Origin of the sequence: Latilactobacillus sp. VITA-14 (assembly GCF_046580785.1) — a bacterium.
In the GTDB taxonomy this organism is placed as follows: domain Bacteria; phylum Bacillota; class Bacilli; order Lactobacillales; family Lactobacillaceae; genus Latilactobacillus; species Latilactobacillus curvatus.
Genome location: NZ_JBJKTM010000004.1, coordinates 55,792 through 78,283, shown reverse-complemented (window position 1 = coordinate 78,283; position 22,492 = coordinate 55,792). Strand labels below are relative to the sequence as shown.

General features: G+C 44.2%; 18 protein-coding genes. All 18 read left to right on the top strand.

From position 1 onward, the window contains the following. Positions 1–35 precede the first annotated feature (35 nt). The 18 genes from mutS to ACF1X7_RS02940 all read left to right on the top strand — a co-directional run bounded on the left by mutS (position 36) and on the right by ACF1X7_RS02940 (position 22,453). Positions 36–2,621, top strand: coding sequence for a DNA mismatch repair protein MutS (mutS, locus tag ACF1X7_RS03025; protein ID WP_064776902.1), 2,586 nt, complete (start codon positions 36–38; stop codon positions 2,619–2,621). A gap of 280 nt (positions 2,622–2,901) precedes the next feature. Then, positions 2,902–4,851, top strand: coding sequence for a DNA mismatch repair endonuclease MutL (gene mutL / locus ACF1X7_RS03020; protein WP_064776903.1), 1,950 nt, complete (start codon positions 2,902–2,904; stop codon positions 4,849–4,851). After that, entirely contained in the window at positions 4,851–5,408 is a 558-nt protein-coding gene (locus ACF1X7_RS03015) for a Maf family protein (RefSeq protein ID WP_039098684.1), read from the top strand. The genes mutL and ACF1X7_RS03015 overlap by 1 nt, the downstream gene beginning before the upstream one ends. Further along, complete coding sequence (locus ACF1X7_RS03010; protein ID WP_004265105.1) at positions 5,408–5,977, top strand: TIGR00730 family Rossman fold protein; 570 nt, start codon at positions 5,408–5,410, stop codon at positions 5,975–5,977. Before ACF1X7_RS03015 ends, ACF1X7_RS03010 begins: the two co-directional genes overlap by 1 nt. 136 nt (positions 5,978–6,113) lie before the next feature. Beyond that, positions 6,114–6,725 carry a Holliday junction branch migration protein RuvA gene (gene ruvA, locus ACF1X7_RS03005; RefSeq protein ID WP_039098686.1) on the top strand — a complete coding sequence of 204 codons (612 nt, stop codon included), beginning with the start codon at positions 6,114–6,116 and terminating at the stop codon, positions 6,723–6,725. Positions 6,726–6,739: 14 nt separating this feature from the next. After that, on the top strand, positions 6,740–7,747 hold the full coding sequence (gene ruvB / locus ACF1X7_RS03000; protein WP_039098688.1) for a Holliday junction branch migration DNA helicase RuvB: 1,008 nt from the start codon (positions 6,740–6,742) through the stop codon (positions 7,745–7,747). Between the two features lie 14 nt (positions 7,748–7,761). Then, positions 7,762–8,793 (top strand): tRNA preQ1(34) S-adenosylmethionine ribosyltransferase-isomerase QueA, encoded by a 1,032-nt coding sequence (gene queA, locus ACF1X7_RS02995; RefSeq protein WP_004265030.1) that lies wholly within the window; start codon positions 7,762–7,764, stop codon positions 8,791–8,793. 27 nt (positions 8,794–8,820) lie between these two features. Continuing rightward, positions 8,821–9,342, top strand: a complete 522-nt coding sequence (locus ACF1X7_RS02990; RefSeq protein WP_064776907.1) for a GNAT family N-acetyltransferase — start codon at positions 8,821–8,823, stop codon at positions 9,340–9,342. Between the two features lie 22 nt (positions 9,343–9,364). Continuing rightward, the gene (gene tgt, locus ACF1X7_RS02985; RefSeq protein WP_064776908.1) at positions 9,365–10,507 is read left to right on the top strand and encodes a tRNA guanosine(34) transglycosylase Tgt; all 1,143 of its coding nucleotides are present in this window, start codon (positions 9,365–9,367) and stop codon (positions 10,505–10,507) included. 71 nt (positions 10,508–10,578) lie between these two features. Then, positions 10,579–10,932 (top strand): preprotein translocase subunit YajC, encoded by a 354-nt coding sequence (yajC, locus tag ACF1X7_RS02980; RefSeq protein ID WP_004265163.1) that lies wholly within the window; start codon positions 10,579–10,581, stop codon positions 10,930–10,932. A gap of 220 nt (positions 10,933–11,152) precedes the next feature. Further along, a complete protein-coding gene (gene adhE, locus ACF1X7_RS02975) occupies positions 11,153–13,738 on the top strand; it encodes a bifunctional acetaldehyde-CoA/alcohol dehydrogenase (RefSeq protein ID WP_411162415.1) in 2,586 nt (861 codons plus the stop codon). A 261-nt stretch (positions 13,739–13,999) separates the two neighbouring features. Further along, positions 14,000–14,656, top strand: a complete 657-nt coding sequence (locus tag ACF1X7_RS02970; RefSeq protein ID WP_064776910.1) for a metal-dependent transcriptional regulator — start codon at positions 14,000–14,002, stop codon at positions 14,654–14,656. A gap of 23 nt (positions 14,657–14,679) precedes the next feature. Then, positions 14,680–16,173: a glucose-6-phosphate dehydrogenase gene (gene zwf, locus ACF1X7_RS02965; protein ID WP_004265121.1), complete on the top strand. Its 1,494-nt coding sequence runs from the start codon at positions 14,680–14,682 to the stop codon at positions 16,171–16,173. A 373-nt stretch (positions 16,174–16,546) separates the two neighbouring features. After that, complete coding sequence (gene dinB, locus ACF1X7_RS02960) at positions 16,547–17,677, top strand: DNA polymerase IV (RefSeq protein ID WP_039099238.1); 1,131 nt, start codon at positions 16,547–16,549, stop codon at positions 17,675–17,677. A gap of 81 nt (positions 17,678–17,758) precedes the next feature. After that, the gene (locus ACF1X7_RS02955; RefSeq protein WP_039099239.1) at positions 17,759–19,081 is read left to right on the top strand and encodes a DRTGG domain-containing protein; all 1,323 of its coding nucleotides are present in this window, start codon (positions 17,759–17,761) and stop codon (positions 19,079–19,081) included. 3 nt (positions 19,082–19,084) lie between these two features. Then, the gene (locus ACF1X7_RS02950; protein ID WP_039099241.1) at positions 19,085–20,035 is read left to right on the top strand and encodes a DHH family phosphoesterase; all 951 of its coding nucleotides are present in this window, start codon (positions 19,085–19,087) and stop codon (positions 20,033–20,035) included. A 47-nt stretch (positions 20,036–20,082) separates the two neighbouring features. Next, a complete protein-coding gene (locus ACF1X7_RS02945) occupies positions 20,083–21,438 on the top strand; it encodes a DEAD/DEAH box helicase (protein WP_004265041.1) in 1,356 nt (451 codons plus the stop codon). 25 nt (positions 21,439–21,463) lie between these two features. Beyond that, positions 21,464–22,453 carry a hypothetical protein gene (locus ACF1X7_RS02940; RefSeq protein WP_235601705.1) on the top strand — a complete coding sequence of 330 codons (990 nt, stop codon included), beginning with the start codon at positions 21,464–21,466 and terminating at the stop codon, positions 22,451–22,453. The last annotated feature ends 39 nt before the right edge of the window (positions 22,454–22,492 follow it).

Sequence of the window (22,492 nt, the reverse complement as noted above, 5' to 3'; positions counted from 1 at the left end):
AGCAGATCAACGTCAATGAGAGAGGGATTAACAACATGCCACAAAAAACGAAAGAAACGCCAATGATGGCGCAATATCAAAAGGTCAAGGATCAGTATCCGGACGCTTTTTTATTTTATCGCCTCGGTGATTTTTACGAACTCTTTAATGATGATGCTGTCAAAGCTTCACAATTATTGGAACTCACACTAACAGCACGCAATAAAAATGCGGATGATCCAATTCCAATGTGTGGGGTACCACACCACGCAGCCCAAAATTACATCGATATTCTAGTCGATCAAGGTTACAAGGTTGCTATTTGTGAACAAATGGAAGATCCTAAAACCGCTAAAGGGATGGTCAAGCGGGAAGTCATTCAACTGGTCACACCAGGAACGATGATGGATGAAAAAGCCGGCCATGCCAAACAAAATAATTACTTAACAGCAGTGGTGGCAGATGGCGATCAGTTTGGCTTTGCTTATACCGATTTATCAACTGGTGAGATGAAAGTCAGCCAGATTGCGAGTTTGGATTTATTGCTCAACGAAATGTTGAGTTTACAAACCAAAGAAGTTGTCATTAACCACGGTGTTGCAAGTGAGGTTGTGCACGCGTTTGTTCAACAACAAATTCTCGTGTCGTATCAAGAAGATGGCGATGCAACGGCCGAAGTCAGTTTCGTTTCACAAAACATCTCCCAGCCCCTTGAACTGGCCGTGATTAAACAATTGGTCTTGTATTTGGCAACGACGCAAAAGCGCCATTTAGGGCATTTACAACGGGCCCAAGAGTACGGGCCATCCCAATATTTAAAATTAGACCATTCTGCGAAGATGAACCTTGAATTAACGGCTTCTTTACGCACTGGTCATAAGAGCGGGACATTATTGTGGTTATTGGATGAAACCAAGACGGCAATGGGTGGCCGGTTATTAAAACAATGGTTAGAACGGCCATTATTGGATTTAAAGGCGATTCAAAACCGGCAACGCCAAGTCGCTAGTTTCATGAACCATTATTTTGAACGGACAAACTTGCAAGACGCCCTCACAAAAGTGTATGACCTAGAACGGCTAGCAGGTCGGGTCGCATTTGGCAGTGTTAATGGCCGCGATTTAATTCAGTTGAAGACTTCCTTGGAACAAATTCCAACGATTAAAACGATTTTAACGGGCATTAATGACGATCAGACCTTTGACCGTGCGTTAGACCAACTCGATCCGGTTGATGATGTACGCGAGCTCATTGAAACGGCCATCAATCCCGATGCGCCAATTTCAGTGACTGACGGTGGGATTATTCAATCGGGTTACAACGAAACATTAGATGATTATCGCGATGCGATGTCTAACGGGAAACAATGGCTAGCACAACTTGAAGCTAAAGAACGCGAAATTACCGGGATTCATAATTTAAAAATTGGCTTTAATCGCGTGTTTGGTTACTATATCGAAGTGACACGTGCGAATTTAGACGCGCTACCTGAAGGGCGTTATGAACGGAAACAAACCTTAACCAACGCCGAACGGTTCATTACACCGGAATTAAAGGCGAAAGAACAATTGATTTTAGAAGCCGAAGAACGCTCAACCGCGCTTGAATATGAGTTATTCACGCAAGTTCGCGAAACCGTTAAGTTGGAGATTGAACGGCTTCAAACCCTCGCTAAAAGTGTGGCGGCCCTTGATGTCTTACAAAGTTTTGCCGTAGTCAGTGAAAACTACCACTACGTTCAGCCGACATTAATGACTGATAGTCGCGAAATTGATTTAGTGGATGGGCGTCATCCAGTGGTTGAAAAAGTGCTCGGTCGCCAAAAATACATTCCCAACGCGGTTCAAATGGGCACCGATACGGATATGCTCTTAATTACTGGTCCGAATATGTCTGGGAAGAGTACGTACATGCGGCAACTGGCTTTGACGGTCATCATGGCGCAGATGGGATGTTTTGTACCGGCTAAATCTGCGAACTTACCGATTTTTGATCAGATCTTTACGCGCATTGGTGCGGCCGATGATTTAATTTCCGGTCAAAGTACCTTCATGGTCGAAATGATGGAAGCCAATCGCGCGATTATGAACGCGACACAAAATAGCTTGATTCTCTTTGACGAAATCGGACGCGGAACAGCCACCTATGATGGAATGGCCTTGGCCCAAGCGATTATTGAATACATTCACGACAACGTGCATGCCAAGACACTCTTTTCAACGCATTATCACGAATTGACCAGCTTAGCGGATTCACTAACCGCATTGAAAAACGTCCACGTCGGGGCAGTTGAAGAAAATGGCGAGTTAGTCTTTTTACACAAGATGCTGGCTGGCCCAGCTGATAAGTCATACGGGATTCACGTGGCTAAATTAGCGGGGATGCCGACACCGTTGTTGAACCGCGCAGATGTCATCTTGGATCAATTAGAAGATAAACCAAAGGCAGCTGTCGCGCCGGCTGCTGAACCGGTTGAAGAAGTGGATGAACAAATTTCACTATTCGAACCAGAAGTGGCACCACAAGCGGATCCAAAAGCAGCTAAAGTCCTAGCGGCGGTTAAACAATTCGACTTAATGAGCGCCACACCACTAGACGCGCTAAACATGCTATACAAATGGCAAAAGGAATTAAACAAATAAGAGTGCGTCATCAACGGGTAACTTCTGAGCATTTACAGCACTTGCCGAATTGGCGATGTAATCGCCTATTTGGCAAGTGGGGTAAAGCGGAAGAAGTTGTTGATGAAAGCACGTTTCGGATAAGAGTGTATTCAAGCTTGTCCAACTTTTGAGCATTAGCACAGGGAGGCGAATTAGCGACGCAGTCGATGATTTGATTCACAGCGCTAAGCGCAGAAAGTTAGCTTGAAAAGCACGTTTTAGCACTAAATACCCACACGTCAGAAAAAGGAGAACGCTAATGGGGAAAATTCATGAACTGTCAGAAATATTAAGTAACCAAATTGCGGCGGGCGAAGTAATTGAGCGGCCAGCTTCAGTTGTCAAAGAGTTGGCAGAAAATGCGATTGACGCCAATAGTACTCAAATTGACATCGTGATTGAACAGGCTGGTTTGCAATTAATTCAAGTCATCGATAACGGCGATGGGATTGAACCGGAAGATGTACCCACTGCATTTAAGCGACACGCGACAAGTAAGATTGCCACGCGCCAGGATCTTTTCAAAATTCAGTCACTTGGCTTTCGGGGTGAAGCGTTAGCCAGTATCGCGTCAGTGTCCGATTTGACGATTGAAACGGCAACCGCTGATTCGTTAGGGACATTTGCTCATTTTAAAGGTGGCGTCTTAGAAGAACAGAAAACTAATCCAATTCGCCCTGGGACGGCAATCACGGTTCGTGATTTATTCTTCAACACGCCAGCCCGCTTGAAATATGTGAAGACGTTCCAGACTGAATTGGCAAACGTGATCGATATCGTCAATCGCTTGGCGATGAGTCATCCTCAGATTGCGTTCACGTTAACCAATGATGATCACCTGCTGTTAAAAACGGCGGGTAATAACGATTTACAACAGACGATTGCCGGGATCTATGGCGTTACAATGGCTAAGCAACTCTTGCCAGTCAGTGCAGAAGATCTCGATTTTAAATTAACCGGCTATGTATCGCTACCGAAACTAACGCGGGCCAGTCGTAATTACATTTCAGTGTTGATTAATGGTCGTTATATCAAGAATTATCAATTGAATAAGGCGATTATCAAGGGTTACGGTTCAAAATTAATGGTCGGCCGTTATCCAGTCGTCGTTTTAAATATTCAAATGGATCCACTGTTAATCGATGTCAATGTCCATCCGACCAAGCAAGAAGTCCGCTTGAGTAAGGAACCTGCTTTGATGGCGTTGATTGAAAAAGCAATTCGTGAGCGACTCAGCACCGAGAATTTAATTCCCGATGCAGTGCAGAATCTAAAACAAACGAAACCGGTCGATGTGGACCAGCTTCAAATGGATTTAAACCAAATTACGAGTCAACGGCGCAATGCGACTGGTACGGTGCGGCCAATTCAGCCCCAAACAGTTCCTGAAAAGCCGGTTAAAACTGAAATGCAAGCGGCAGCGCAAATTGCGGAAACCGAAACACCCCTTAAACGAGAACCAACTGCTAATCCTAATTTAAATAGCCTGCCGATATTTGAACAACCCCAACAATTGGCCCGGTGGGATGATAAGTACGAAGCAGAGGCGATCGGAAATCCGTTTGGTGAACAACCTGAAGATGATGCAGCACCCATTGAGCGTTTCCCAGCGTTACGCTATATTGGACAACTGCACAATACATTCTTATTAGCAGAAGGTGAAGATGGCTTTTACATCTTAGATCAACATGCTGCTCAAGAACGGATTAAGTATGAATACTATCGCGAAAAAATTGGTGAAGTTAGCAACGACGCCCAGAATTTATTGGTGCCCCTTGTGTTGGAATATCCCAATAGTGATGCGATTAAGATTCAAGCACAAAAGGAACTCCTTACCGCAGTGGGTGTGCAGCTAGAGAGCTTCGGCCAAAATAGTTTTGTTATCCATAGTCATCCGACGTGGATTGCGCAAGGCCAAGAAGAAGCAACGATTCGCGAGATGATTGACACTGTATTGGAAAACGGGAAGTTAGACATTGCCCATTTCCGTGAAAAAACGGCGATTATGATCAGCTGTAAACAGTCAATCAAGGCACACCATCACTTAGATGATGCGCAAGCTAAAGCATTGTTGGTTGATCTGGCACAGACGGAAAATCCGTTTAACTGTCCACATGGCCGACCGGTTTTAATCCATTACACGCAAAAAGATTTAGAAAAGATGTTTAAACGGATTCAAGATCCACACCATAGTTGGGAGGGCGAATAATGTTTATCTTAGCATCACAATCACCAAGACGCCGCGAACTTTTACAAAAAGTCGTGCCTGATTTCGAAGTCCAACCCGCAACAATCGATGAACGCCAGGTACCAGTGACGGCACCAGCTGACTACGTGCAGATGTTGGCGCAACTTAAGGGTGAATCCATCGCCCAAAAGAATCCTCAGGCCACTGTGCTCAGTGCTGATACTGTTGTCAGTTTTCAGGGCACGATTTACGGTAAGCCACATGATCGTCAAGATGCAGCCGAAATGTTACGGCAATTGAGTGGCAGCACGCATCAAGCTTATACAGGTGTTTGGTTATCCATTGATGGTGAAATCCGCAAAACGGTTGTCCAAACTGATGTCACGTTCTGGCCGTTAAGTCATGAAATGATTGAAACGTATTTAGACACCGAAGAGTACCGGGATAAGGCTGGTGCTTATGGTATTCAGGGACAGGGAAGTCTGCTTGTTGAGAAAATCAACGGTGACTTTTACAATGTTGTTGGCTTGCCCATCAGTACGGTGGCTCGGTTGTTAACCGCTAAGGAGGCTGACTAATGGCAACGCAAAACATTGCCGTTTATTGCGGCGCTAGTAGTGGTAATAAAATAATCTACACGGAAGCGGCTAAGGCGTTAGGCACTTGGATTGCTGGGCGCAATGCGCGCTTGATTTATGGCGGCGCCCAAGTTGGTTTAATGGGCACCGTGGCCGACACGGTGTTAGCCCATGATGGACAAGTGACCGGCGTCATGCCAGGGTTTATGAGTCAGCAAGAACTCGTCCATCCAGGTTTAACCGAAATGATTAAGGTTGATACGATGTCAGCGCGTAAAGCCAAGATGATTGAACTGGCAGATGTGTTTATCGCATTGCCGGGTGGTCCCGGTACGCTGGAAGAAATGAGTGAAGTTATTTCATGGGCGCGAATTGGGCAACAAAATGGTCCCTGCATTTTTTATAATGTCGCAGGCTATTATGATTTGTTACAACAATTTTTAGCCCACATGGTCAGTGAAGGTTTTTTAACACAGGTCGATTTTGAAAAATACTTATTTACCGATTCGTTCAGTGTGATGGCATCCTTTATCAAGGATTACCAACCGCCGAAGATTCGTGAATACTAATTGCTAGGGTTTGAGTTGGCCGTGGGTCACACTTAGGCCCTTCTTTTACGCTTTTTGGCTGCTGGCTGTTTCACGATTCGGATTTTATGTTACAATTTAACAAGCAAATATACGTTCTCGTAAAGTAGGTAAATTTATGTATGAATATTTAAAAGGTTTGGTGACGGCGGTTAGTCCGTACTATGTCGTCTTAGAAGTTCAAGGCGTCGGCTATCAATTGCAAGTTGCTAATCCGTATCGTTACACCGAATCAACGACCGATATCGTTCAGATTTATGTCTATCAAGCGGTTCGTGATACGGATATCACGTTATTTGGTTTTTACGATCTAGATGAAAAGCAAATTTTCCAAAAATTAATCAGTGTTTCTGGAATTGGTCCTAAGAGTGCCTTGGCCATCTTAGCCAATAGCGATCATTCTGGGTTAATCCAAGCGATTATGAATGATGATGTGAGCTATTTGACCAAGTTCCCTGGGGTTGGCAAGAAGACTGCCCAACAAATTGTCTTAGATTTAAAGGGCAAGCTCGGCGATTTGGAACAAACCGAAACGCTCGCTGGTCAAACAGCTATCGAACTTGGTACGCCTGGTGAATCACCAGAATTAAATGATGCGTTAGCGGCATTAACCGCGCTTGGGTATTCAGCCCGCGAAGTCAAAGCGATTACCAAAACACTGGCTGATTTCAATGCACAAACTACGGATCAGTACTTACGTGAAGGTTTACGCTTATTAATGAAGAATTAAAGGAGGACTAATGGATGGCAGAAGAACGAATTGTTTCCGCAGAAAACGAAGATTTCGCAGAAACAAGTATTGAAAAGACGTTACGGCCACAAGTCCTCGCGCAATATATCGGTCAAGACCGGGTCAAAAATGAGTTGGCGGTTTATATTGAAGCCGCTAAAAAGCGGGAAGAGTCGTTGGACCATGTGCTATTATATGGCCCGCCTGGTTTAGGTAAGACGACCTTGGCGATGGTGATTGCCAATGAACTGCATGTTCAGATTCGGACGACGAGTGGGCCAGCAATTGAACGGCCTGGCGATTTAGTCGCGTTGTTGAACGAGTTACAACCTGGTGATGTGCTATTTATCGATGAAATTCATCGCCTGCCGAGAGTGGTCGAAGAACTACTTTATTCGGCGATGGAAGATTTTTACATCGATATCGTGGTCGGACAAGGGCCAACTGCGCACCCGGTGCATTTCCCATTGCCACCGTTTACTTTGATTGGCGCAACGACTCGGGCCGGTTTATTGTCGGCACCGTTACGTGATCGTTTCGGAATCGTCGAACATATGGCATACTATGATGAAGATGATTTGGTCGATATCGTTGAACGCTCGGCAGATGTCTTTAACATGGCCATTGTCCAAGAAGGCGCGCATGAGATTGCCCGTCGTTCGCGGGGGACGCCGCGGATTGCGAACCGCTTATTAAAACGGATTCGCGATTACGCTCAAGTGGCGGACCAAGCGGCAATTGATCAAGCGATTGCCGACCATGCGCTTAGTCAACTACAAGTCGATGTACGTGGCTTAGATAGTATTGATCGCAAGATTCTCCAGATGATGATTGACTATTATCATGGCGGCCCAGTCGGTCTAAAGACGATTGCGGCTAATATTGGTGAAGAAAATGAAACAATCGAAGCCGTTTACGAACCGTATTTATTACAGATTGGGTTCTTAAAACGGACACCGCGGGGACGTGTTGTGACGCCCGCTGGTTATGAACATCTCGGTATTCCCTATTCAGAAAATTAGAAAGAGGTTACACAATGGTTTCAACAGAAGATTTTGATTATAATTTACCAGAAGAATTAATTGCTCAAACACCGATGATTGAACGGGCAGCGTCTCGTTTATTGGTGATGGATCACAAAACAGGCGCACTAGAAGATAAAGTTTTCTACGACATTATCGATGAATTAAATCCCGGCGATGCAGTTGTCATGAATAATACACGGGTCTTGCCAGCACGTTTATATGGTGTGAAACCTGATACGGGCGGCCACGAAGAAGTCTTGCTTTTAAACAACACGCATGACGATGAATGGGAAGTCTTGATGAAGCCAGCACGCCGGGCCAAAGTTGGTACCGAAGTCGTTTTTGGCGATGGTCAATTAAAAGCAGTTGTGACCAAGGAACTCGAACATGGTGGCCGCATGATTGAATTCAAGTATGACGGCATCTTCATGCAAATTCTAGAAGCTTTAGGTGAAATGCCATTACCACCATACATCAAAGAAAAATTAGATGATCCAGAAATGTATCAAACGGTTTATGCTAAAGAACCTGGTTCAGCTGCCGCACCAACTGCTGGCTTCCACTGGACAGAAGAACTCTTGCAAAAAGTGCAGGATAAAGGCATCAAACTCGTGTACTTAACGTTGCATGTTGGTTTGGGAACTTTCCGGCCTGTTTCAGAAGACAACGTGGAAGATCACAAAATGCACAGCGAATTCTACCGATTAACAGAAGAAGCTGCTGCAACGTTGAATGAAGTCAAACAAAATGGTGGCCGCATTGTGGCAACGGGGACAACCAGCATTCGGACGCTAGAAACAATTGCGACGAAGTTTGATGGTGAACTCAAAGCTGATAGTGGCTGGACATCAATCTTTATCAAACCTGGTTATCAATGGAAAGCTGTTGATGCATTCATCACGAACTTCCATTTACCAAAATCAACCTTAGTGATGTTGGTCGCTTCATTTACCGGTCGCGAAAACATCTTAAATGCTTATCAACACGCTGTTGATGAACGGTATCGTTTCTTTAGCTTCGGCGATGCCATGTTTGTTAAATAATTCGACAAAAATGAGGTGGCAGCATTGATGTATTTGAGAAAAGCAACGTTTACAGATTTACCGCGGATTTTAGAGATTATCGAACATGCAAAGGCCGCCTTAAAGAATCGCCAGATAAATCAATGGCAAGCAGGTGAACCTAATCAAACTCAGTTTGAAGACGAGATTCGCCAAGAATTATGTTACATTCTGATGGCTGATCAACAGGTGATTGGGGTCGCCTCAATTCTAGCAACTGAAGATCCTGGCTATGCAGCAATTACCAATGGTCAATGGCAATCTGGTTCGACACCTTATTTTTCAATTCACCGCGTCGCACTCGATAGTGCCTTCCACGGCCAACATCTCGGGACACAGTTTTTAACCTTATTGGTGACCGCTGCCAGTTTACGAGGCGCACATGATTTACGCATCGATACGCACCCTGATAACTTGGCGATGCAACATATGATTCAAAAAGTAGGCTTTCAATATCGTGGTGACATCTTTATTGCAAACGATCCGTCACCGAAACGCTATGCGTACCAATTATTACTGAACCAACAATAATCCTAGAATTGGGGTCGATTAAATGGAACCAGCGATCAAGTATCGTCTAATCAAGAAAGAAAAACATACCGGGGCGCGCCTTGGTGAAATTGTGACACCACATGGCACGTTTAAAACACCCATGTTTATGCCTGTTGGGACCCAAGCCAGTGTTAAGACCATAGCGCCTGAAGAATTAAAAGAAATGGGTGCCGGCATTATTTTATCGAACACCTATCATCTCTGGTTACGACCTGGGGAAGACATCGTTGAAAAAGCCGGTGGTCTTCATAAGTTCATGAACTGGGACCGCGGTGTGTTAACCGATTCTGGTGGTTTCCAAGTGTTCTCACTTGCGAAATTACGGGATATCAGTGAAGAAGGGGTTGCTTTCAAGAGTCATTTGAGCGGCGAAAAACTGTTCTTATCACCGGAAAAAGCAATCCAAGTCGAAAATACTTTGGGTGCCGATATCATGATGAGTTTCGATGAATGTCCACCATTCTTTGAAAGTTATGACTACGTTAAAAAATCAGTTGAACGGACATCACGTTGGGCTGAACGGGGCTTGATTGCGCATCAAAACCCAGCAACGCAAGGTCTATTTGGGATTGTCCAAGGGGCCGGCTTTGAAGACTTACGCCGCCAAAGTGCGCGCGATTTAGTTGGGATGGACTTCCCCGGTTATTCAATCGGTGGCTTATCAGTTGGTGAATCAAAAGGCGAAATGAATCGCGTGCTTGATTTCACAACACCAATGTTACCTGAAGACAAACCACGGTACTTGATGGGCGTCGGTTCGCCTGATGCCTTAATCGATGGTGTGATTCGCGGTGTCGATATGTTCGATTGCGTGTTGCCAACCCGGATTGCCCGTAATGGGACAACGATGACCTCACAAGGCCGATTAGTGGTTAAGAATGCGAAGTACTCAGAAGACTTCCGCCCATTGGATCCTAAGTGTGATTGTTATGTCTGCAAGAACTACACCCGCGCTTACATTCGGCACTTGATTAAAGCGGACGAAACGTTTGGGATTCATTTGACGAGTTACCATAACTTATACTTCTTGATTAATTTGATGCATCAAGTGCAAGATGCCATCGAACAAGATAATTTATTGGAATTCAGAGAAGCGTTCTTCGAAGAATATGGTTACAATGAAAAGAACACTCGGAATTTCTAGTGAATCACTGGAAGTTGCTTGATAAGTCTGATAGAGTTAGTAATAGACAAAATTGAAAAGAGGTTTTTTAAATGGCAAACTTTGTGTTAGGTGCCGGCGGTTTTAATCCCAGTTTCTTCGTTATCTTAATTTTAATGATGGCAATGATGTATTTCATGGTAATGCGCCCACAAAAGAAACAACAACAAAAACACCAAGAAATGGTGAACCAAATGAAAAAAGGCGACGCAGTCATCACAATCGGTGGTTTACACGGTGTGATTGATTCTGTTAATACAGATACTAAAATCGTTGTCTTAGATTGTGACGGCGTTTACCTCAAGTTTAACTTGAGCGCAATCCGGACAGTAACACCAACTGCTTCAGAAGCCGCAACAGTGGTTGAAGAAGAAACGGTTGAAGAAACAAAAGAAGATACAAAATAATTCAGAGAGCGCTCGATTGAATACTTCAACCGAGCGCTTTTTTATTTGCATTATATAGTGAATTTATTATCAAATATAGGCTTTTAAAAGATAAATCGCCTTTAACTAATAAATAAAATTTGTAATTATAATTACAAAACAGTTTACAAACAACTCAAAATGCGCTAAACTAACTTTGTTAAATAAATCACAATAGTTAATTGGCATGGAGGGAATCGATATGGTTAAGAAAGCAGCAGTTGAAACGGTTGAAAACACAGTGAATGAAATGGTCACCGATTTAGTGACGCGTGCACAACTGGCATTAGCAATTTTGGAAACATTCGATCAAGCCAAGATTGATAATATTGTCCATCAAATGGCGATTGCTGGGTTAGACCAACATATGGCACTCGCTAAGATGGCGGTTGAAGAAACTGGCCGTGGGATTTATGAAGATAAAGCCATCAAGAATATTTTTGCAACCGAGGAAATTTGGAATGCGATTAAAGGCAATAGAACAGTTGGTGTGATTGAAGAAGATCCAGAACATGGCATCACTAAGATTGCAGAACCCGTTGGTGTCATTGCTGGTGTAACACCAGTCACGAATCCAACCTCGACGACGATTTTTAAAGCTGAGATCGCGATTAAAACGCGGAATCCAATCATCTTTGCTTTCCATCCTAGTGCGCAACGTTGTTCGGCTGAAGCATTGAATGTCATTAAAGCTGCAGCGGTTAAAGCCGGTATGCCAGCAGATGCACTCTTATATATCGAAGAACCAAGTATTGTAGCTACCCAGGCTTTAATGAACCATGAAGGGGTCGCAACTGTTTTGGCAACTGGTGGTCCTGGGATGGTGAAAGCCGCTTATTCAACTGGTAAACCCGCACTGGGGGTTGGGGCTGGGAATGCGCCAGCGTATATCGAAGCTTCGGCGAACATCAAACAAGCCGTCAATGATTTAATCCTCTCGAAATCATTTGATAACGGGATGATTTGTGCTTCTGAACAAGCCGTAATTGTTGATGCTGAAATTTATACGGCAGTGAAGAAGGAATTCCAAGCACAAGGGGTTTACTTCGCTAAACCAAGCGAATTATCAGCACTCAATGACGCAGTAATCGACCCAGATAAGAATGCGGTCCGACCTTCAATTCCAGGCCAATCTGCTGCTAAAATTGCCAAACTAGCTGGGATCGATATTCCAGAAGATACGCCAGTTTTAATTGCTGAAATTAAAGGTGTTGGACACCAATATCCACTCTCACATGAAAAATTATCACCCGTACTTGCGATGATTAAAGCTAAAGATCGCGAAGATGGCTTGCAACTCTGTGAAGCAATGCTAGATCTTGGTGGTCTTGGGCATACGGCTTCGTTGCATACAACGGATGAAGCTTTACCACTCGAATTTGCAAAACGGATGAAAGCATGCCGGGTCTTAGTGAATACACCATCAGCACAAGGTGGGATTGGTGATTTATACAATGACATGTTACCATCATTAACCTTAGGCTGTGGGTCATACGGCCATAACTCAATCTCCCACAACGTTTCAACGATCGATTTGTTGAACGTGAAGACGCTAACCAAGCGCCGGAATAACATGCAATGGGTGAAGTTGCCCAGCAAAATCTATTTTGAAAAAAATTCAGTCAACTATTTAGAAAAAATGGCGGACTTGCATAAGGTTTTTATCGTCGCTGATCAAGGGATGGTCGACTTAGGTTACGTGCAAATTGTTGAAGACGTCTTGGCGCGCCGCACAGATCAAGTGCAGGTCCAAGTATTTGCCGATGTCGAGCCAGATCCATCAACCGATACCATTTATAAAGGCGCCGAAGTGATGAAACGCTTCAAACCCGATACAATTGTTGCTATTGGTGGGGGCTCAGTCATGGATGCGGCCAAAGGGATGTGGTTATTCTATGATTCAGAAGATGCCGACTTCTTTGGCGCTAAGCAAAAATTCTTAGATATTCGGAAACGGACTTACAAGTTCCCAAACCTCGATCGGACGAAACTAATCTGTATCCCAACCACTTCTGGAACGGGTTCTGAAGTAACGCCGTTTGCGGTCATTACTGATAGTGAAACGCACATCAAATATCCATTGGCAGATTATGCGTTAACACCAGATGTGGCAATTGTGGATAGTCAATTCATCGAAAGTGTGCCACCCCGCGTGGTTGCGCATACTGGGATGGACGTTTTATGCCACGCGACTGAAAGTTACGTATCAGCGATGGCGTCAAATTATACAAAAGGGCTCAGTTTGCAAGCCATTAAATTAGTGTTTGATAACTTACAAGCGAGTTATGCGGGCGATAAGACAGCTAAAGCCAATATGCATGATGCGTCAACAATGGCGGGAATGGCGTTTGCCAATGCGCTATTAGGTATCAACCATTCACTGGCGCACAAACTGGGCGGCGCGTTCAATTTGCCGCACGGATTGATGATTACCATTACAATGCCGCATGTCATTCGCTATAATGCTAAGACACCAACGAAACGGGCACTCTGGGCTAAATACAGTTACTTCAGAGCAGATGAAGATTATGCTGAAATTGCACGTTATCTCGGTTTACCAGGTAAAACGACTGAAGAACTGGTGGCCGCTTACGCAGATGCTGTGACTGCATTGGCGGAAAGTATCGGCATCAAGATGCGTTTACGTGATAATGGCGTGACAAAGGCCGACTTTGATCGCCACGTTGATGATTTAGCAGAACTGGCATATGAAGATAACTGTACGGTAACCAATCCAAAAGAACCATTAATTAAAGAATTGAAAGGGATTCTCGAAGCAGAATTCTAGCAAATTGACCAAGTGATTTGCTAGAATAAGTGGTTTGAGAAGCCCGACCACAAATTTAAGGCGGTAGACTGAAACAAATCGGTCTACCGCCTTTTTTTGTTGCTGAAAAGAGATTAATTTTTTACTATTTAAGGGACTAAATTGAAGCTTGATGGTATGAAAATTATTACAAATAAGGCATAATAGAAAGTAGACATTCATTTAGTTCAGGGATAACTAAGAAAAGTTTGTCGACAAACTTGATTAAGGATCTGGATGGCAATGACACCCAATAAAGAAGACTATTTAAAAATTATTTTTGAACTTGGTGGCGACGCAAAGAAAGTTACCAATAAGGAAATACTAGCGGGATTGAACGTTTCGGCGGCATCAGTCACGGAAATGGTCAATAAGTTAGTGAAGGAAAACTACGTCAACCACACACCTTACCAAGGGATTCAACTAACAAGTGAAGGCGCCCGCGAAGCAGCCCTATTAGTGCGCAATCATCGGTTATGGGAAGTTTTTTTAGTCGACAAGTTACATTATCAATTCAATACGGTGCACCCAGAAGCAGAACAACTCGAACATGTTACTAATCACGACTTGGCTGAACGGTTAGCTGATTTCTTGGGGCATCCAACGCGTTGCCCGCATGGTGGGATTATACCCAATGCCAAGGGGGAATTCGAACAACAAAGTCACATCGCACTTGAAACATTACAAGTGGGTGAAACGGCGATTATCGATCGCGTATTGGATGATAATGACTTATTAAAATATACACTGGAAATCGGCTTGTCAGTCGGTGACAGTGTGACGCTCCAAAAGGTTGGCCTCTTCGAAAGTCCGTTGACTATTTTTAATAATACAAGTCAAACAGAAATCCAAATCGGCCTCAAAGCGGCACAACACATCTTTGTGACGCCACAAAATTAATTTATATGAAAGTGGTGTGAGATATGCACACAGATTTAGCAGCACTCTTTATTATTTTTGGTGGTTCCGGGGACTTAGCCCAACGGAAATTATACCCCGCATTATTTAATTTATACCGGAAGGGTTATTTAAAAGAACACTTCGCTGTCATTGGAACAGCACGGCGGCCATGGACGGATGATCATTATCACGAAATCGTCATGACAGCTTTGGACAACTTTGATGAAGATCAAGCAACTAAAGAAGCTTTCGTAGGTCATTTCTATTATCAATCACATGATGTGACGGACGCCAAGCACTACGAAACATTAAAGGCTTTAGCAAGTCAGTTGGATGAACAATACGAATTACACCAAAATCGGATTTATTACATGGCCATGTCACCACGGTTCTTCGGGACAATCGCAAGTCATCTCGGATCAGAAGCGCTCCTAACGGCGGATGGCTTTAACCGGTTGATTATCGAAAAACCATTTGGTCGCGATTATGAAAGTGCTAAGGCGCTTAACCAAGAATTGACGCAAACCTTTGATGAAGACCAAATCTACCGGATTGATCACTACCTTGGTAAAGAGATGATTCAAAATATCGTTGCTTTGCGTTTTGGGAACGGTCTATTGAGTGGTGTATGGAATAATCAATTCATTGATAACGTCCAAATTACGTTGGCTGAATCAGTAGGGGTTGAAGAACGCGCTGGCTATTACGAAACATCGGGGGCCTTGCGCGATATGTTCCAAAACCATATCATGCAAGTGATCGGAATGCTTGCAATGGAAGTGCCGGTTAACTTTACGGCAGAAGATGTGCAACGTGAAAAAACACGTCTTTTCAGAAGTATTCAACCTTACTCACCAGCAGAAATCAAACAAAACTTTGTGCGCGCCCAATATGCTGAAACATCGGTGGATGGCGAAAACAAACCGGGGTATCAACAAGAAACCAACGTTGCGCCTGATTCACAAACCGAAACATTTGTCGCTGGGAAAGTGATGATTGATAACGAACGGTGGTGTGGCGTACCATTTTACGTCCGGACCGGTAAACGATTGGCACGTAAAGAAACGCAAATCAATATCGTCTTCAAGAAGACTGGCGTCAATATTTTTGCTGATGATAAGTCAGATCGTTCAGCAATGGCACCTGATGTCTTAACAATCTATGTCGAACCGGAACAAGGCTTTTCATTAACGATTAATGGTAAAGAAGTCGGTCAAGGATTCGCCTTGAAACCTGATCAATTGGCTTACCAATATGATGAACAGATGTTGGCTGACAGTCCAGAAGCTTATGAACGTTTGATTTTAGAAGCGCTCAATGGGGATGGCACGAACTTCACACATTGGCATGAATTAGCCGCTTCATGGCAATTTGTCGATGCGATTCGTGAAGTCTGGGATGCGGATCAAACGCCACTACCAGGTTACTCAATCGGTTCAATGGGGCCTAAAGAAGCAACAGATTTACTGGCAACAACAGGGGCCGAATGGATTTTTGATCCCACTCAAAATAATTAAATTAAACAAGTCAGCAAAGTCTGTGTATGAGATGCTCATGCCAGGCTTTTCTTATTGAAAGAAGTACGTCATCAACGGGTAACTTCTGAGCATTTACAGCACTTGACGAATTGGCGACGGAATCGCCGATTTGGCAAGTGAGGTAAAGCGGAAGAAGTTGTTGATAAAAGCACGTTAAAGGAAGAAGTGCGTTAATTCGCGGTTAGCCTTTGAGCATTTGCCTAATCAGACGGATAAGCGCCAAGGGCGATTATTTGGCTGATGTAGCAAAGCACAGAAGGTTACGAATTAAAAGCACGTTAAAGAAAGAAGTGCGTCAAAAGCGGAACAATGTGCCTGAAAAAGCATGTTGAAAAAATTAAGGAGGGGTAACATGGCAGAGCTGTTCAAGATTCCATTAGAAAATGATACGAGTCGCAAAATTATTCACATTGATATGGACGCGTTTTACGCATCGATTGAAGAGCGTGAACAGCCCGACTTACGCCAAAAGCCCCTCGTGATTGCCCGTAATCCGAGTGATACTGGTGGCAAAGGGGTCGTGACGACCGCGAACTATGTTGCCCGACAATACGGTGTGCACTCGGCGATGAGTGCGCAAAAAGCAGCTGAACTGATTCCGAATCACCAAGCCGTTTTTAAGGCGCCCAATTTTCCGCTTTATCAATCGGTCTCGGAACAGATTCACACGATTTTTCATACGGTAACCGATAAGATTGAACCGATTGCTTTTGATGAAGCGTACCTTGATGTCACGGAAAATAAACTCGGCTTGGCACACACAATTGATGTGGTCGCCTACATTCAAAAAGAAATCCTTAAAGAAACCCAACTCGTCAGCTCGGCGGGGATTTCGTACAATAAATTTTTAGCAAAGATGGCATCGGATTACCGCAAGCCAGCGGGGCGGACACTCGTTTTGCCGGAACAAGCGATTGCCTTTTTAAGTCGCTTGCCAATTGAAAAATTCCGTGGGGTCGGTAAGAAAACGGCGCCGCGAATGCAAGAACTCGGGATTTTAACGGGGGCGGACTTGCTTGAACAATCAGAAATGATGCTGATGCAAAATTTCGGCAAGCTTGGCTACGGCTTATATCGGCACGTGCGCGGCATCGATAATCGCCCGGTCGCCTACCAACGTGAACGCAAATCAATTGGCAATGAGAATACTTACGGGCAACCCCTAATCAGTGAAGAGCAGGTGCAAGTTGAGTTGAAGAAGTTAGCGATTGAACTTGAACGGCGTTTACGCAAGAATCAAAAACACGGTTTGACAGTTGTTTTAAAAGTGCGGAATCGCCAATTTGAAACTATTACTAAGCGTAAAACATTTAACGAATATGTCGGCAAGGCAGCTGAACTCGAGGCGATCGCTTGGAAAATTTGGCAAACCATCGGCCATGCAGAAGATGGCGTGCGCTTGCTCGGGATTACGGTGACTAACTTGGCACCGCAAACATTTGAAAACATCACGTTACCGTTATACGATTGGGAGCGTGAATAGTTGAGTTTCCTTTGTTTTTGTGCGCTAAAACCGATATACTATTAATAACTATGTAAATCTGATAAAGGGTGGTGGCGTTGAGTGGCAACTAAGCATGATCAAATTTTAATGTACATCGAAAATTTACCGATTGGTGACAAGATTTCGGTGCGCTCAATTGCCAAAACACTCTCGGTAAGTGAAGGAACGGCTTATCGCGCAATTAAAGCGGCAGAAAATAACGGCCTGGTCAGCACAATTGAACGGGTCGGTACCATCCGCATTGAACAGAAGTTAAAGGGGAAGATTGAAAATCTGACCTTTGAAGAAATCGTTCAAGTGATTGACGGCGAGGTCCTTGGTGGCCGCGCTGGTTTAGACAAGTTGTTGGACAAATTTGTGATTGGCGCGATGCAAATCGATGCCATCACGCGCTACATTACGCCAAAGTCATTGATGATTGTTGGTGATCGGACGGATGTGCAACGTTTAGCACTTGAAAACGGGGCCGCTGTTTTGATTACCGGCGGTTTTGGCACTTCGGCGGACGTCATTGCATTGGCCAACGACTTGGCTTTACCGATTTTGCAAACTGCCTACGATACCTATTCGGTGGCGGCATTGATTAATCGGGCGTTGACCGATCAATTGATTAAAAAAGAAATCACAACGGTGGCTGATATCTACCACCCACTTGCTGAAATCCACACGTTACATGCTAATCAAACGGTGGCCGACTACAAGCAATTGAGTGCGGCGGTAAAACAATCGCGTTTTCCAGTCGTCAACGAACATATGCGCCTCGTTGGGATTGTGACGGTGAAGGATATTTTAGATAAACCGGCCACGATGACCTTGGATAAAGTCATGACCAAGGAACCCGCGAGCGTTAAAAAATACATGAGTGTTGCCAGTGTCGGCCATTCAATGACTTGGAATAGTTTAGAAGTGATGCCAGTGGTGGCGGACAATTTAGAACTAGAAGGGTTAATTACCCGGCAAGATGTCATGAGTAACATGCAAACGGCGCAACGCCAACCGCAAGTCGCCGAGACGTTTTATGATCAGATTGTCGAACCACTGCGTCCTAGTGAAACTGTCCCAGACTTTTATACGGCGGCATATGAATATGAAGTGACGCCCCAGATGACGAATAACTTAGGGACAATTTCGTTTGGTGTACTGACCGAAGCGGTTTCGGCAGCTTGTCAACAAATGCTCCAGACGCAACATCAGCGCTATTCAATGATTGAACAGATCAACCTCCATTATTTACGGTTGATTCAAATCGACACGCAGATTCAGATTTTACCACGCTTGCTCGAAATTGGACGGCGTTCAGCTAAAATCGATGTCGATGTTTACGCCAATCATGTGATTGTGGCTAAGGCCCTCGTCACTGGTCAACTCTTAGAAAGAGGTTAATAAATGACAACTCCAGAACAAATTATTGCTAAAATTGAAACTTACGATACGATTATCATCCATCGTCATGTCAATCCTGATCCTGATGCGATTGGCTCACAAGTTGGCTTAGCTGAAGTACTGCGTAACAGCTACCCAGATAAGACGATTTACCAAGTCGGGAGCGACACCGGTAACTTGGCATGGCTCGCAAACGTTCAAGAAATTGAACCGGCTGCTTATCAAGGTGCATTAGTGATTGTGACTGATACAGCCAACTCACCTCGGATTAGTGGTGAGACGTTTAACTTAGGCGCTGAATTAATCAAAATTGATCATCATCCCAACGATGATCCTTATGGGGATTTAAACTGGGTGTTACCTGATGCCTCAAGTACCTCAGAAATCATTATTGACATCGTCAATAACAGCGAAGGCCACTTACAATTCAATCAAGCAGCTGCGCGTGTTTTATACGCCGGGATTGTTGGTGATACGGGGCGCTTCATGTTTAATTCAACCAGTCCACATACCATGGAATGTGCCGCCCAAATGATGACGTTTGATATTCACCATGATAAGCTCAATCAAAAGATGAACGAAATCACGTTGGAACAAGCCAAATTACAAGGGTACTTATTCGATCAACTTCAAGTGAACGACCAACAAGTCGCCTACTTAGTGGTTGATCGCGCAACCCAGGACCGGTTACATGTTGAACCGCAACAAGTACACTCGATTGTTGGAACACCCGGTCGTTTGAAAGGGGTATTAACGTGGGTCATCTTCGTGCAACAAGCAGATGACACTTACCGCGTGCATTTCCGCTCAAAGGGCCCAATCATTAATGAACTAGCGAAGCAACATGATGGCGGTGGTCATCCACTCGCTAGTGGCGCTAAGGCAGCTGATCAAGCTGAAATCGACATAATTATTGCAGAATTATCAGCGCTAGCCGCGCAGTACACTGAATAGACGCAGATCCAGATTTACCGGATTCAAACAATAGAAAGCAGGACTTTATGGATAATCAATTTACACAATTTAATCTAAAACCCGAAATCATTGCGGCTTTAGACGACATGCACTTTACAAAACCCACGGCGGTTCAACGGCGTGTGATTCCAGCCATCAACGCTGGTAAAAGTGTTATCGGTCAATCACAAACGGGGAGTGGGAAAACCCACGCGTTCTTATTACCCCTTTTAAATAAACTGGTGCCTGAAAAAGACGAAGTTCAAATCGTCATCACAGCCCCAAGTCGCGAATTGGCTTACCAAATCTATACGGCTGCCGAATTAATCACTCAACACATGACGGGGGATATTCGGATTGGTCGTTATGTTGGTGGGACTGACAAGCAACGCCAAATCGAAAAACTCGAACAACATCAACCACAGATTGTGATTGGGACTCCTGGTCGAATTTTAGATTTAATCAAGAGCAAGGCGCTTAAGATTTATACAGCGAAGATCTTGGTCATCGATGAAGCGGATATGACACTTGACATGGGCTTTTTGAAGCCAGTTGATGACATCGCTAGTCGTTTGCCAGAAGACTTACAAATGATGGTCTTCTCAGCAACCATTCCTGATAAGTTACAACCCTTCTTACAAAAATACATGCACAATCCTGTGATTGAAGAAGTTAAAAACGAAACTGTGATTAGCCCAACAATCGACAACTGGTTAGTGCCAACGAAGGGGAAAGCCCTCAACCAAACCATTTATTCATTATTGACGATGGGCCATCCTTTCATGGTCTTGGTTTTCGCTAATACGAAGAGCAAGGTTGATGACATCCACCGTTATTTACAATCACAAGGCTTGAAAGTCGCTAAAATTCATGGTGATATTCCACCACGCCAACGTAAACGGATTATGAAAGAAATTCATAACTTAGACTATCAATATGTTGTGGCAACTGATTTAGCGGCCCGCGGTATTGATATCGAAGGGATTAGCATGGTCATTAATGCTGAAGTCCCACGTGAAGATTTAGAATTCTTCATTCACCGGGTTGGTCGGACTGGTCGGAATGGTCTTAAAGGAACCGCGATTACGCTTTATGGTCCAGATGATGAACAAGCCGTTGCACAAATTGAAGCAATGGGTATCAAGTTCACACCAAAGACATTTAAAGATGGCGAATTGGTCACATCATATGATCGGAACCGTCGTAAAAAACGGGTAGCTACCACGCATGAATTAGATGTCGGCATGAAAGGGATGGTCAAAAAGGCCAAACTTAAACGCAAACCCGGTTATAAGAAAAAGATTAAAGCAGCCATTAAACAAGATGCACAAAAGAAACGCCGGATTGAACAACGACTTGAATTACGTGAAAAGAAACGTCAAAACAAGAAGCAAAATAGCTAGTTAATTCATAATCGAGGTGGCTGTGATGCATGAAAATGACTTACAATTACTGAACTGGTTATCGTTATCCGAAGAAGCACGGCGCGCTAATTTTGGCCAGGTGTTGCGCTACTTTGTTAGCCCGCTGATTCCAATTGAAGCGATTCAGAGTGAGACCGCAACGATTGGCACTCAAGTATTTCAAACTTACAGTGCCCGGCTAGCTGGGCAGCAGTTTATTTTTATCCCCGGCCAAGCTAATGTGCAGTTGGGATGGCAAGCAGGGGCAGCCCACTTAGCACCGAGTGAGTGGTTTGCACAAACTAAACGTACGTTACTAGTTGATCAAGGACTCGTTTGGGCGACGCAAGCGGATGTCAATCAATACGTTGATCAGATGACATCAGAATATCGGATTGTTAATATGGCACCGATGTTAGTGGCACAAACACCAATTTCAAGTGAGTGGGTACTCCAAGGCGAGTATGAAACGACAACAGGACGTTTTAATGGAAACCAACTAGTTGGGCGTCAGTTTTTGGCGGAAATCCAAAATACCTTGTTTCGGGCGCGGCGGGAACAAAATTCAGCTGAAACACTTGAAAGTGCGCACCTAATTTTACAAGCGGGTGGGCGACCAGATTGTTACCAAGTGTTTGAAAAAACTAATGGTGACGAAAGTGAACTACGCCAGACATTGCGGCGGCGCGGTTTTGATCTGGTGAGTGTTGATCAGTATGAATGGCTTAAAGGTGCAGGGAGTAAGACGTTGTGGTTAAGTGGTAATCACTTACCACGACCGACTCAGCGCCAGCAGATGCCATTTGGGTTGCAAGCAACAGCCGCTGACGGTTATGAACTTACTCAAGATCCACTTGTTTATAAGGGTGGTGCTTGTGTGACAGGGGGACGGTATAGTTTGGAACAATGGTTGCCTGAAGCACCCGCCTATGAATCTGGGATTCAAACGGCGGCATTGGGCAATCCGACGCTTCAGTGCTACTATCGGCCTGCGATTACCGTTACCTTGGATTAGTTGACAATTCAGCAAATCTTTTTTATACTTTGGAAGTGT